General features: G+C 73.5%; 14 protein-coding genes. 13 read left to right on the top strand and 1 reads right to left on the bottom strand.

Annotated features, from left to right (window positions below):
- Nucleotide 1 precedes the first annotated feature (1 nt).
- The 6 genes from UO65_RS25930 (at nucleotide 2) to UO65_RS25905 (ending at nucleotide 5,649) form a co-directional block, all read left to right on the top strand.
- On the top strand, nucleotides 2-232 hold the full coding sequence (locus tag UO65_RS25930; RefSeq protein ID WP_035287462.1) for an acyl-CoA carboxylase subunit epsilon: 231 nt from the start codon (nucleotides 2-4) through the stop codon (nucleotides 230-232).
- A gap of 252 nt (nucleotides 233-484) precedes the next feature.
- Nucleotides 485-2,101, top strand: a complete 1,617-nt coding sequence (locus UO65_RS25925; protein ID WP_152552274.1) for an MFS transporter — start codon at nucleotides 485-487, stop codon at nucleotides 2,099-2,101.
- A 10-nt stretch (nucleotides 2,102-2,111) separates the two neighbouring features.
- A complete protein-coding gene (locus UO65_RS25920; RefSeq protein WP_035287496.1) occupies nucleotides 2,112-3,938 on the top strand; it encodes a Xaa-Pro dipeptidyl-peptidase in 1,827 nt (608 codons plus the stop codon).
- Between the two features lie 99 nt (nucleotides 3,939-4,037).
- Nucleotides 4,038-4,502: a Panacea domain-containing protein gene (locus UO65_RS25915; RefSeq protein ID WP_035287460.1), complete on the top strand. Its 465-nt coding sequence runs from the start codon at nucleotides 4,038-4,040 to the stop codon at nucleotides 4,500-4,502.
- 137 nt (nucleotides 4,503-4,639) lie between these two features.
- A complete protein-coding gene (locus UO65_RS25910; RefSeq protein WP_035287458.1) occupies nucleotides 4,640-4,993 on the top strand; it encodes a hypothetical protein in 354 nt (117 codons plus the stop codon).
- 38 nt (nucleotides 4,994-5,031) lie between these two features.
- The gene (locus tag UO65_RS25905) at nucleotides 5,032-5,649 is read left to right on the top strand and encodes a Maf family protein (protein ID WP_035287456.1); all 618 of its coding nucleotides are present in this window, start codon (nucleotides 5,032-5,034) and stop codon (nucleotides 5,647-5,649) included.
- A gap of 4 nt (nucleotides 5,650-5,653) precedes the next feature.
- Here UO65_RS25905 and UO65_RS25900 read toward each other — a convergent pair whose 3' ends face one another.
- On the bottom strand, nucleotides 5,654-6,328 hold the full coding sequence (locus UO65_RS25900) for a hypothetical protein (RefSeq protein WP_035287453.1): 675 nt from the start codon (nucleotides 6,326-6,328) through the stop codon (nucleotides 5,654-5,656).
- A gap of 155 nt (nucleotides 6,329-6,483) precedes the next feature.
- Between UO65_RS25900 and UO65_RS25895 the strand changes: the two genes are divergently transcribed.
- The 7 genes from UO65_RS25895 to UO65_RS25865 all read left to right on the top strand — a co-directional run bounded on the left by UO65_RS25895 (nucleotide 6,484) and on the right by UO65_RS25865 (nucleotide 12,674).
- Nucleotides 6,484-8,259, top strand: coding sequence for an acetyl/propionyl/methylcrotonyl-CoA carboxylase subunit alpha (locus UO65_RS25895; protein ID WP_035287451.1), 1,776 nt, complete (start codon nucleotides 6,484-6,486; stop codon nucleotides 8,257-8,259).
- A gap of 21 nt (nucleotides 8,260-8,280) precedes the next feature.
- Complete coding sequence (locus UO65_RS25890) at nucleotides 8,281-8,733, top strand: DUF1707 SHOCT-like domain-containing protein (protein ID WP_035287449.1); 453 nt, start codon at nucleotides 8,281-8,283, stop codon at nucleotides 8,731-8,733.
- Between the two features lie 47 nt (nucleotides 8,734-8,780).
- Complete coding sequence (locus UO65_RS37575; RefSeq protein ID WP_233427842.1) at nucleotides 8,781-9,290, top strand: DUF1707 SHOCT-like domain-containing protein; 510 nt, start codon at nucleotides 8,781-8,783, stop codon at nucleotides 9,288-9,290.
- 120 nt (nucleotides 9,291-9,410) lie between these two features.
- The gene (locus UO65_RS25880) at nucleotides 9,411-9,932 is read left to right on the top strand and encodes a GNAT family N-acetyltransferase (RefSeq protein ID WP_035287443.1); all 522 of its coding nucleotides are present in this window, start codon (nucleotides 9,411-9,413) and stop codon (nucleotides 9,930-9,932) included.
- A gap of 144 nt (nucleotides 9,933-10,076) precedes the next feature.
- Nucleotides 10,077-10,466 carry a hypothetical protein gene (locus UO65_RS25875; protein WP_052021781.1) on the top strand — a complete coding sequence of 130 codons (390 nt, stop codon included), beginning with the start codon at nucleotides 10,077-10,079 and terminating at the stop codon, nucleotides 10,464-10,466.
- A 48-nt stretch (nucleotides 10,467-10,514) separates the two neighbouring features.
- Complete coding sequence (locus tag UO65_RS33690; protein ID WP_052021780.1) at nucleotides 10,515-11,870, top strand: PPE domain-containing protein; 1,356 nt, start codon at nucleotides 10,515-10,517, stop codon at nucleotides 11,868-11,870.
- Between the two features lie 6 nt (nucleotides 11,871-11,876).
- Nucleotides 11,877-12,674: an ESX secretion-associated protein EspG gene (locus UO65_RS25865; RefSeq protein WP_200873466.1), complete on the top strand. Its 798-nt coding sequence runs from the start codon at nucleotides 11,877-11,879 to the stop codon at nucleotides 12,672-12,674.
- The last annotated feature ends 176 nt before the right edge of the window (nucleotides 12,675-12,850 follow it).

The raw sequence follows: 12,850 nt of genomic DNA, 5'->3' as shown, positions 1-12,850 counted from the left end.
TGTGACCGACGCAGAGAGCACCCCGCCGCAGCCGCTGCTGCACGTGGTCCGGGGCGCCCCGGACGACGTCGAGCTGGCGGCGCTGACCGCGGTGGTCGCCGCCGCGGCCGCCGCGGGCGGCGAACCGGAGCCCGAGCCGACGCCGAGCGCGTGGGCGGACAAGGCGGCCCTGGTCCGCGCCCCGCTGCGGCACGGCGCGGGTGCCTGGCGCGCTTCCGCGAAGCCCCGCTGACCGACCCACCCCGCTGCCCCCGACCCGCCAGGGTCGGGGGCAGCGGTCGTTTTGGCGCTCCGGCCGGTGCCGGGCGTACTTTCTGCGGTACTTCGGGTCGGGTTCCGGCCCGATCAACGCGTGGGCGGTCGCCTCCACCGCCGGGTGCGAGGTCCGGTGAACGCATCGGCGGCACGCGACGTCTCAGGGGGCAGGGTGGGGATCGGCAGGGTGGGGATCGGCAGGGTGGGGATCGGCAGGGTGGGGATCGGCATGACGGACAGGGGCGCGGCGGGGGTCCGCGGTCCGTGGGTGGCGCTGTTCGCGCTGTGCGCGTGCTTCTTCATGGTCATGCTGGACTCGACCATCGTCACCGTCGCCATCCCGGCCGTGCTGACCGGGCTGGACGCCACCCTCAACGAGGTCATCTGGGTCAACAGCGTCTACCTGCTGGCGAACACGGTGCCGCTGCTGGTCACCGGCCGCCTCGGCGACCGGTACGGGCCCAAGCGGGTGCTGGTCGCCGGGCTGGTGCTGTTCCTCGGCGCCTCGCTGTGGTGCGGGCTGTCGACCTCGGCCGGGTCGCTGATCGCGGCGCGGGCGGTGCAGGGGCTCGGGGCGTCGGTGATGACGCCGCAGACGCTGTCGTTCATCAGCAGGCTGTTCCCGCCGCACCGGCGGGCGGCGCCGATCGCGGTGTGGGGCGGGGTCGCCGGGGTCGCCACGATCACCGGGCCGGTCCTGGGCGGGGTGCTGGTGGAGCACGTCGGCTGGCCGTCGATCTTCCTGCTGAACCTGCCGATCGGCGCGGTCGGGCTGGTGCTGGCGCTGCTCCTGCTGCCGGACTGGCGCCCGAGCACCCGGATGCGGTTCGACACGGCCGGGGCGCTGCTGGCCGCGGCCGGGCTGGGGCTGGTGGTGTTCGGGTTGCAGAACGGGCAGCACTACCGGTGGGGCGCGATCGTCGGCCCGATCGGGGTGCTGCCGGTGCTCGGGGTGGGCGTGCTGCTGCTGGGGGTGTTCGCCCTCCGGCAGCGGGTGCCCCGGCCGGACCCGCTGGTGCCGCCCGCGCTGTTCGCGGACCGCTCGTTCGGCTACGCGAACCTGGTGCACGCGGCGCTCGGCTTCGCCACCACCGGGATGTTCCTGCCGCTGGTGCTCTACGCGCAGTCCGTGCTGGGCCTGGACCCGGTGGAGTCGGCGCTGCTGTGCCTGCCGATGGCGGTGGCCGCGGGGCTGGCCGCGCTGGTCGCCGGGCGGGCCCTGGGCCGGGTCGGCGGCAAGCACCTGATCATCACCGGGCTGGCCGGGCTGGCGGCGGGGACGGCGGTGCTGGCCGTGTTCGCCGCGCCGGACGCCGACCCGGGGGCGCTGGTGCCGGGCCTGGTGGTGGCCGGGATCGGCATCGGGCTGGTGTTCTCGCCGCTGACCGCGACCGCCACCGCCGGGCTGCCACCGGACCTGGTGGGCGCCGGGTCCGGGGTGTTCAACACGTCCCGGCAGGTCGGCGGGGTGCTGGGCAGCGCGGCGACCGGGCTGCTGCTCCAGGTGGGCTTGGGGGTGGCGATGCCGAACGCGGCCAGGGAGTACGCGCGGGTGCTGCCGCCGCGCTACGCCGACGAGTTCGTCCGCCGGATCACCGAGGCGGCCGACTCCGCCGGTCAGTTCGGCGGTGAGGGCCCGGCCGTCCCCGTTGACTGGTCGCCCAGCGTGGCCGAGAAGGTGCGCGAGCTGGCCACCGACGCGTTCGCCCTCGGGTTCACCACCGCGACCCGCGCCACACTGGTGCTGCCGGTCGTGGTGCTGGTGCTGGGCGTGATCGCCGCGGCCGGGCTGCCGACCGGCAACGGGGAAAACCGCGGGCTGCCGCCCGGGCGGGGAACTCCGTAGCGTCGTGGGCATGACGATCCGGACCTCGCTGCTCACCCTGGCCGTGGTCGCCACCACCGGGCTGGTCCCGGCGACGGCGGTGCCCGAGTTCCGGGGCGTCGCGGTGCCGGCCACCGCGAGCGAACCGGTGTACTCGTACCCGGGCGCGGTCCGCGAGACGGTGTGGGTCGACACCGGGCTGACCGCGCCGGACGGGCAGCGGGTGCGGGTCGCCGCGGACGTCATCCGGCCGTCGGACGCCCCGGGCCGGGTGCCGGTGATCATGGACGCCAGCCCGTACTACCTGTCGCTGGGGCGCGGCAACGAGAGCCAGCGCAAGACCTACGACAGCGCGGGCAGGCCGACGTCGTTCCCGCTGTTCCTGGACAACTACTTCGTGCCGCGCGGGTACGCGGTGGTGCAGGTCGACCTGGCGGGCACCGGCCGCTCGACCGGCTGCGTCGACGTCGGCGGACCCGCGGACATCACCTCGGCCAAGGCCGTCGTGGACTGGCTCAACGGCCGCGCCGCGGGCTACTCGGCGGTGGCAGGCGGCACACCCGTCACCGCGTCGTGGAGCACCGGCGCGGTCGGCATGATCGGCAAGTCCTGGGACGGCACGGTCGCCAACGGCGTCGCCGCGACCGGGGTGGCGGGGTTGCGCACGATCGTGCCCATCGCCGCCATCAGCTCCTGGTACGACTACTACCGGGCCACCGGCGCCACCTTCCCCACCGGCGACCCGGCGGGCCTGGCCCGGGTCGTGGAGAACGCGCGGGGCGCGGCGGGCTGCGCGTCGGTGAAGTCCGCCCTGACCGCGGGCGCCCCCGCGAGCGGCGACCTGACCCCGATGTGGCGGGCCCGCGACTACGTCGCGGGCGCGGCGAACGTCCGCGCGAGCGTGTTCGCGGTGCACGGCCTCAACGACCTCAACGTGAAGGCGCTGAACTTCGGCCAGTGGTGGTCGGCGCTGCCCGCCTCGGTGGAGCGCAAGGTCTGGCTGTCGCAGACCGGCCACGTCGACCCGTTCGACTTCCGCCGCGCCGCCTGGGTCGACGCCCTGCACCGCTGGTTCGACCACTACCTGCTCGGCCTGGACAACGGCGTGCAGGACGAACCGGGGTCCACGGTGGAAACCGCCCCCGACGCCTGGCGCGACGACCCCGCCTGGCCGGTGCCCACCACCCCCACCACACTGCGCCCCACCCCCGGCACCACCGCGGGCGTCGGCACCCTCGGCACAACACCCCCCACCCCCGCCACCACGGCATCCTTCACCGACAACCGCAGCGACGAGTACACCTGGATCACCAACCCCACCACCACGTCGTCGGCCCGCGTCCTCTACCGCACGCCCCCGCTGGCCACCGAAGCCCGCATCTCCGGCACCCCGTCGATCACGATCACCGCCACCCCCTCCACCACGGCGGCCCGCCTCACAGCGGTCCTGGTCGACTACGGCCCCACCACCACCCGAGCCGCCCGAGACCCCGGCGAGGGCATCGCCAACCTCACCACCCGCTCCTGCTGGGGACCGTCGACCCCGTCGGACAGCTCCTGCTACCTCGACACCAGGACCACCACCACGACCAGCCAGCAGACCGTCATCGCCCGCGGCTGGGCCGACCTGGGCCACCACGCGGGCCTGGACTCCCGCCGCACCCTCACCCCGGGCACCCCGTACGCGATCACCTTCCCGCTGGCCACGACCGACCACACGCTCAAGCCCGGCCACCGCCTCGCCCTGGTCATCGGCAGCACGGACAGCCCCTACATCACCCCGGCGGGCACCAACCCCCGGCTGACGGTGGACCTGGGCAAGACCTCCCTGCGACTGCCGCTCCAAGGTACGGTCTGATCCACGGTCGGGTGATTCTCGAGCGCGGCAATCCGATGAGCACACGAAGACGGGCAGAATCGAACGAGTGTTCGACCTGAAGAGAACGGAGGGCCACCCGTGACGCGCGCTGTGGACGTCGCCGCCCACATCCTCCGTGAGCAAGGCCCGATGACCGCCATGAAGCTTCAAAAACTCGTCTACTACAGCCAGGCGTGGCACCTCGTGTGGGAGGAGGAGCCGCTGTTCACCGACCGGATCGAGGCGTGGGCCAACGGTCCGGTGGTGCCCACCCTCTACCAGCGCCACCGGCAGCGGTGGCAGCTGACGGGGGCCGACGACCTCGGCGGTGACACAACGGCGCTGACCGAGGCCCAGCGACGGACCGTCGACGTCATCCTGGAGCACTACGGGTCCAAACCCGCCAACTGGCTCAGCGAACTCACCCACCGCGAGTCCCCGTGGCGCGATGCGCGCAGCGCGGCAGGCCTCAGTGATGGCGAACGCGGCAATGCCGAGATCACCCACGCGTCGATGTACGAGTACTACGACGGCCTGACCAGCACGGACGCCCAAGACATCTGATGGGCGACCACCGAAAGCGACCCCGGGCGGCCGTCCTGCCCGCCGGGGGCCGCACCCCGCGTGCCGCCCCACGCCCGGACAGTGCGGATGAGCGGAAACCCAGGCGAGTCTTCACCCCCGCCGACCCCGACGGGAAGGTGATCATCCTGTTCAGCCGCGTCGACGTGGGCGGACCCTGGTGTTTGACCAGCATCGACCCGACAGACCACGCGACTCTGCTCGACCGGATTCGCGGTTTCGAGTCGATGCGGGTCCAGGAGGTGTTCTTCAAGGGAGACGAGCCGGGCAAGGGCTACCCACTGGATCGGCTGCCGTCACGCCAAGCCCGCGATCGGCTCGGTGAGCTGCAACTCGACGACCGGGACGAGATCAGCCGACTGCGGATCAGCGGCAAGGGCAGGTTGTACGGGTTCCGAGAGCGTGAACGTTTCTATGCGCTCTGGTGGGACCCGGAGCACGAGGTCTGGCCCAGCCGGAAGAAGCACACCTGACTCCCGATCGCCCGGACCGCACCGATTACCCTTCCGCCGTGCGCTTCGTGCTTGCCTCCCAGTCCCCCGCCCGGCTCGGCGTGCTCAGGGCAGCCGGGATCGACCCCGTCGTCCGGGTGTCCGGTGTGGACGAGGACGCCGTGGCGGCCGGGTTGGTGGACCCGGCTCCGGAGGCGCTGGTGGTGGCGCTGGCCGAGGCGAAGGTGCGCGCGGTGCTGGCCGACATCGCCGTCGAGCACCCGGAGGCCGTCGTGGTCGGCTGTGACTCGATGCTGCACTTCGACGGGGAGATGGTCGGCAAGCCCGGCAGCCCCGGGGTGGCCGCCGAGCGGTGGCGGCGGATGGCGGGCCGGTCCGGTGACCTGTTGACCGGGCACACCGTCGTGCGGTTGGCCGGTGGGGAGGTGGTCGGCACCGCGAGCGCCGCCGAGACCACCACCGTCCATTTCGACTCCCCCACCCCCGCCGAGGTCGACGCCTACGTGGCCACCGGGGAACCGCTCCAGGTCGCGGGTGCCTTCACCCTCGACGGCCTGGGCGGGTGGTTCGTGCGGCGGATCGAGGGCGACCCGTCCAGCGTCATCGGGATCAGCCTGCCGCTGACCCGTGCGCTGCTCACCGAGGTCGGCGTCAGCGTCACCGACCTCTGGCGCTGACCGGTCACGGGCAGGCGCGCAGGGCGGAGGCGGTGACCTCCACCGCCGGGTAGCCGGGCAGTTGTTCCGGCCGCGCGTAGGTCCGCGTGCAGCCCTGCTCGTCCCCGGCGAGGGTGAGGACCTGCACGAACACCCGCGGGCACGCCCGGTCGCACTGCACCGCCAGGACCTCCGGGGTGCCGTCGCCGTTGACGTCGCCCAGCGACAGCGACCCCGCCGCGGAGAAGAAGGCCTTGTTCACCGGGCTCCACTTGCCCGAGCGGCCCACGATGACCTGCCCCACCACCCCGCGTTCCCCGCCGCCGCGGACCAGGCAGGCGGAGATGCCCGCGGCCCGGCAGACCAGGGAGTCCGGGCCCAGGGTGACCTGCGACTCGGTCACGGTGACCTCGATGACCTGGCTGGTCGTCGGGCCGCCGATGCGCACCCGGCCGGACACCCCGCCCGGGTCGCCGATCAGGTCCAGGTAGGTGCTGCCGATGGCGGCGCGGCCCAGCACCTGGCACGCCTCGCCGGGGCGGCAGCCGTCCGGCCCGATCGCGTCGGCGGGGGTCGGTTCCACCGGCGGGGACGAGGTGGTGTCCGCGGCCGGGTGGCCCGCGGCGCGGTCGCGCAGCAGCGCGGCACCGCCCAGGGCCGCCGCGACGACCAGCGCGCACAGCACCGCCGTCAGAACCACGCCCCGGGGGACACGCCGACCCGCCAAGTTGTCACCCCCGCAGCAAAATCCGATGTCGGGGACCATTATCCGCGATTGTGGGCGTTCTCTCGGTCCCCGAACGGCCCCGTATCCGTAAACTCCCGGGCAGCCCGCGCGAATCAAGGAGGAACGGCGTGTCCGAGTCGAAGGCGCTGAGCAAGGTTCTCATCGCCAACCGGGGCGAGATCGCCGTCCGGGTCATCCGTGCCTGTCAGGACGCCGGCCTCACCAGCGTCGCCGTCTACGCCGACCCGGACCGCGACGCGCTCTTCGTCCGGCTGGCCGACGAGGCGTTCGCCCTCGGCGGCAACACCCCGGGCGAGAGCTACCTGTCGATCGACAAGGTGCTCGACGCGGCGAAGCGCGCGGGCGCGGACTCGGTCCACCCCGGCTACGGCTTCCTGTCCGAGAACGCCGAGTTCGCCCAGGCCGTCATCGACGCCGGGCTGACCTGGATCGGCCCGGACCCGCAGGCCATCCGAGACCTCGGTGACAAGGTGACCGCGCGGCACATCGCCATGCGCGCGGGCGCCCCGCTGGTGCCCGGCACCAAGGAGCCGGTCGGCGGCGCCGAGGAGATCATCGCCTTCGCCGAGGAGCACGGGCTGCCGGTGGCGATCAAGGCGGCGTTCGGCGGCGGCGGCCGCGGCCTCAAGGTCGCCCGCACCATCGAGGAGATCCCCGAGCTGTTCGACTCCGCGGTACGCGAGGCGGTCACCGCCTTCGGCCGCGGCGAGTGCTTCGTCGAGCTGTACCTGGACAAGCCCCGGCACGTCGAGGCGCAGGTGGTGGCGGACAAGCACGGCAACGTCGTCGTGGTCGGCACCCGCGACTGCTCGCTGCAGCGCCGCCACCAGAAGCTGGTCGAGGAGGCGCCCGCGCCGTTCCTGACCGACGAGCAGCGCGCCCAGATCCACAGCTCGGCCAAGGCCATCTGCAAGGAGGCGGGCTACTCCGGCGCGGGCACCGTCGAGTACCTCGTCGGCGCCAACGGCGCGATCTCCTTCCTGGAGGTCAACACCCGGCTCCAGGTGGAGCACCCGGTCTCGGAGGAGACCGCGGGCGTCGACCTGGTGCTGGAGCAGTTCCGCATCGCCGCGGGTGAGCCGCTGCGGTTCACCGAGGACCCCGCCCCGCGCGGGCACTCGATCGAGTTCCGGATCAACGGCGAGGACGCCGGTCGCGGCTTCCTGCCCGCCCCCGGCACGGTGACCACCTGGGCGGCCCCGGACGGCCCCGGCGTGCGGGTGGACTCCGGGGTGGAGTCCGGCACCGTCATCGGCGGGCAGTTCGACTCGCTGCTGGCCAAGGTCATCGTCACCGGCGCCGACCGCGACCAGGCGCTGGCCCGGTCCCGCCGCGCGCTCGACGAGCTGGTCGTGGAGGGCATGGCCACGGTCGTGCCGTTCCACCGGGCGATCGTCCGCGACCCCGCCTTCATCGGCGACGGCGAGGGGTTCACCGTGCACACCCGGTGGATCGAGACCGAGTTCGACAACACCATCGAGCCGTTCACCGGGGGCGCGGAGGCCACCGAGGACGAGCCGAGGCAGAACGTGGTCGTCGAGGTCGGCGGCCGTCGGCTGGAGGTGTCGCTGCCGGGCAACCTGGCGGTGGGCACCGGCGGTGGCGGTGCGGCGGCCAAGGCCAAGCCGCGCAAGCGCGCGGGCGGCAAGGCGGGCGCGGCGGCCTCGGGTGACGCGGTGGCGGCGCCGATGCAGGGCACCATCGTCAAGATCGCCGTCGAGGACGGGCAGGCCGTCGAGGCAGGCGACCTGGTCGTGGTGCTCGAGGCGATGAAGATGGAGAACCCGGTGACCGCGCACAAGTCGGGCACCGTGACCGGCCTCGGCGTCAACCAGGGCGAGACGGTGACCACGGGTTCGGTCATCTGCGAGATCAAGGACTGATCGGCTCGTAAGATCGCCGCCATGACGGGGCAGGGCCGGGACGCGGAGATCCGGATCAGCGCCGCCGAGCGGGACGAGGCGGTGCGGATGCTGGCGATGCACCTGTCGACCGGCAGGTTGGAGTTGGCGGAGTACGAGTTCCGCCGCGTGCGCGCGGGTGCCGCGCGCACGCGGGCGGAGGTCGACTCGCTGTTCGCCGACCTGCCGGACCCGCACCCGGACCTGACCGCCGCGGTCAGCCCGGGGCGGGCGCCGCGCTCCTCGGTGCGGACCACCGCCACCAGCGGGAACGGCCTGGTGGCGACGCCGCTGAGCGAGGCGCTGAGCACGCTGTGCGCGCTGACGCTGCTGCTGGGCATCCCGGGCTCGATCGTGCTCACGGTGTTCACCGGCGCCTGGTGGACGATCGTGGTCGCGGTGCTCGTCACGATCGTCTCCGGCACGCTGGAGGAAGCGGCCAAACGCCGACCCTGAGAACGGACTCAGGTGGTCAGGCCCGCTTTTTGCGTACCATCGACCAGGTGAGCGACTTCGAGCCATCCGGGATGCGCGTCGGCAACGCCGAGCGTGAGGACGCGCTCCGCCTGCTGGGTGAGCACATGAGCGCGGGCAGGCTCGACGTCGACGAGTACGGCGAGCGCACCGCGCGGGTCACCACCGCCAAGACCCGGGGTGAACTGGTCGCCCTGTTCAGCGACCTGCCCGCCCCGAAGCCCTCCTTCCTCACCGCGCCCCCCGCGGCCATGCCGCCACCACCGCCGGTACGCTGGGAGCGGGTTCGCCGCTCCTCTGGTGCGCTGGTGCCCGTGGTGGTGCTGGGCGTGATCGCCGCGGTCGTGCTGTCCCGGGGGATCGCCCTCCCGGTGGTGATCGTCCTGCTGGTGCTGTTCTTCCACTCGCGGCGGCCGGGTGGCCGCGGGTGGTCGCCGGACCAGCACCACCGCTTCCGGCACGACCACCGCCACCGCGGGCGCGACTGGGACGACCGCCACTGGGACGACCGCCGTGGCCGCGGCGGCCGCTGGCACTGACCGCCCCGTCGGTCGCCCCCGGGCAGTTGTCCACAGCGCGACCCGCCCCCGTACCCGAGTTGTCCACAGGTGGAACCGTTCCGGTCCCGGGTGTCGGCCCGACGCGCTAGCGTTGCCCGTGTGGAACCGGTGGAGATCAACGCGGGCAGGTACTACCTGCGCGCGCTGCGGGCGGACCGGCTGATCGACGACCGGCCCGCGCTGGTCGCGGGTCTGGCCGACCCGGAGTGCGCGCGGTGGCTGACGCACGTCTCCGTCTCGACCCTCGCCGAAGCGGGCGCCTACGTGGCCAAGCGGGCGCGCTCCTGGGCGGAGGAGACCCGGTTCTCCTGGGCGGTGGCCGAGCCGACGACCGGCGCCCTCCTGGGCGAGGTGCTGCTCAAGGACCTCGACCTGGACTCCGGGCTGGCCGAGGCGGGCTGCTGGGCGGTCCCGGAGGCCCGCGGCCGGGGGATGACCACCGAGGCGCTGGGCGCGGTGCTGCGGTTCGGCTTCGGCGCGCTGGGCCTCAGGGAGATCGCCTACAAGCACTCCCCCGGCAACACCGCTTCGCGCCGGGTGGCCGAGAAGCTGGGCTTCACCCCCGTCGCGGGAACGGCCGAGCTGAGCGAGCTGGTCCTGCGCAACCCGCGGGCGGGGTGAGGCGTTTTGCGGAACTGTGGGAAACCCGCGGGTTACGGAACTGGGCCGCGTCGGTGCACGTCTATGACATGACACAGTAATGGTCGAATCCGAGGGTGCGCACTCGCTAGAGTTGTCACCCCACAGGCAGGAAGGGGAGGCGTCGTGGCACCAGGCAACAACGGGCACGGGCAGGGCGGCCAGGGGGACCTGCACGGCAACCCGCTCGACGTGCTGAACGTGGCGCCCGAGGCGGTGCCCGGGCTGCGCGCCGCCTTCACCGCCGCGCTGTCGCGCATCGACGGCGAGCTGGGCCTCGACGACATCGGCCTGCGGGTCGAGCCGTGGGCCAAGGACCCGGTCAGCGCGGAGGCGGCCACAGCGGTCAACGGCCTCACCGCCGACGACCAGGAGCGGGCCGCGCTGCTGGCGCTGCGCACCTTCCGCGCCCAGTTGGACACGGCGGTGCACAACCTGGACAAGATCACCGAGCAGTACCGCCTGCTCGAAGAGGACAACTCCGCGACCGTCACGCAGAAGGGGTCGCAGGGTTAACCACCCGCGGCACTCGGGCGAGGGATCAGGCAGGGCGAGGGGACGGGCATGACCGAGCAGGCCACCACCACGACGGACGAAGCCAAGCGCTGGCGCGGCTTCACCCACGAAGAGCTGTACCGGATGCTGCACGACGGCCCGGGCGCCCCGGCGTCGGCCGACCCGTCGCGGCGCTGGGCGGCCATCGCCGCGGCGCTGACCGAGGTCGGTCAGGACCTGGGCGAGACCCTGGGCGCCACCGGCGGCCAGTGGGTCGGCCGCGCGGCGGGCGCCGCCTACGACAAGCTCGCCCCGCTCGCGGCGTGGGCGCAGTCCAGCGCGGTCGAGGCCGGGAACATGCGCCTCGTGGTGGAGAACCAGGGCGACCACATCGCCAAGGCGCGCGCGGAGATGCCCGCCCCCGAGGACGTGCCCAGCCAGCAGCCCGACCCGACCGCCGCCCCGGCGCTGGCGGTCGTCGGCGTGCAGACCGACGCCGAGCCGATCGAGGCCGCGCAGTCCGCGGGCGAGCAGACCGCGTTCGAGGTGATGGCCGCCTACGAGCTGAACACCACCACGAACCTGGCCGCGGTCGTCGGCTTCACCAAGCCCGCCACCCTGCTCGACTCCGCCGCCCTGCACCACAACCGCGGCGAGGGGGTCAACGGCCCCACCCACTCCGCGTCGTTCTCCGGCACCCTGAACACCCCGGGCTCCGACCAGGGCACCACGCACCGCCCCGTCCACACCGGCGGCGGCCCGCACGGCGGCGGCCACGTCCAGGTGGGTGGCCACGGCCCGAGCCAGGGCACCGGCCTGTCCCACGCGGGCGGCTTCCAGCGCACCCCGTTCACCCCCCGCGCCCCGCTGAGCCCCGGCATGCAGGTGGGCACCGTCCCCACGGGCGAGGTCGGCTTCTCCACGCCGGTCACCAGTTCCACCCCCGGTGCGAAGGACCGCGAGCGCAGCCGCTCCACCAACAACGTCGGCACGTCCACCCCCGGCGGCCCCGCCACCCACCGCGCCCCCGGCATCGGCGGCGGCAGCGGGATGTCCGGCATGCCCGGCTTCGGCGGCGACGACTTCAACACCGCGGGCGCGGCCACCGCGGCGGGCACCGCCGCCCCCGGCGGCATGAACCCCGGCGCGGGCGCGGGCGCCCCCATGGCGGGCGGCGCGGGCGGCGTGGGCACGGGCTCCGACAACCGCATGGCCCCCCGCCGCTTCGGCACCGAGGCCCTGGGCTCCAGCCAGTGGTTCGGCGACGCGGCGGAGTCGGTGGCGAACGGCACGGGCGCCAACCCCAACGACCGCCAAGTCGGCGGCCGCAGGCGCGACCTGAGCCAGACCGAGCAGAACATCGTCGAGTCCCACGACATCGACGGCGAAGACTTCCACCTCCCGCCGGGCGTCATCGGGGGCTGACCCCCGTTGACGGCACCAACCCCCCTCTTCGTCGAGTTCGAGGGCCGACCCCCCATCACCCTGTCGGCCCTCGAATTCGACGTGCTCACCGACCACTTGGGAATCGACCCACTCCCCCTGGTCCTCAAGGTCCCCTCCCCCGGCAAGACCACCCGGGAACGCGCCACCCTGGTCGCCCAAGCCTGGCAATCCCTCTCCCACCGAGGCCTGGGCCGCCCCGTGGACGTCGACCCCCGCACCGAATCCCTCCTGCGGCTCCTGCCTCGCCCGGACCGGGAAGTCGACGCCCGCCTCTGGCACGGCGGCCCCGTCCGCGCCCTGACAGCCGCCACCGGCGACAAGGCGGTCCTGGCCGTCCTCCGGGACAACCGGCTCACCCTCACCGAAGCCGAACCCACCGGCCTGCCCCGCCACGCCCTCTCCGTCCTCCCACCCCACCCCCCGGGCCCCGGCCACTCCGTGACCCTCCCCGCCCCGGCACTGGAAGCGGCCGCCAAGGCCCCCCACCCCGAGTTCGCCAAAGCCCTGCGCGCCCAAGGCCTCCGCCCCGCAGACGCCACCACCCTGGCCGAAATGATCACCGAGGTCACCGCCCACGGCCGCCTCGGCACAGCGGTCCGAGACCGCTGGGGCAAGCGCCACCGCACCCCCACGGTCATCAGCTACTTCGACACCCCCCAGGGCCGCTACCTCCAAACCCGCCGCCCCTCCCCCGACGGCACCCCCTGGGCCACGATCTCCCCCGCCACCCCCAGGAACCTCCTCCACCAGGTCACCGAACTCCTACACCAGAACCAGAAGTGACCAAAGTGGACTTACCCAGCCCCTGAAACCCCGGCCCGGGTGGGTGGAAGTGCTTGGCCCGCCAGCCACCCCCGAAACCGCCAGCCCCGCGAGCGAATGCCCGGGTGGGTGGAAGTGCTTGCTCAGCCGACCGCCCCGAAAACCGCCGGCCCGGCTACGGCCCTGCCCGGGTGGGT

Origin of the sequence: Actinokineospora spheciospongiae (assembly GCF_000564855.1) — a bacterium.
Lineage (GTDB): Bacteria > Actinomycetota > Actinomycetes > Mycobacteriales > Pseudonocardiaceae > Actinokineospora > Actinokineospora spheciospongiae.
This window is presented reverse-complemented; position numbering and strand designations above follow the sequence as displayed.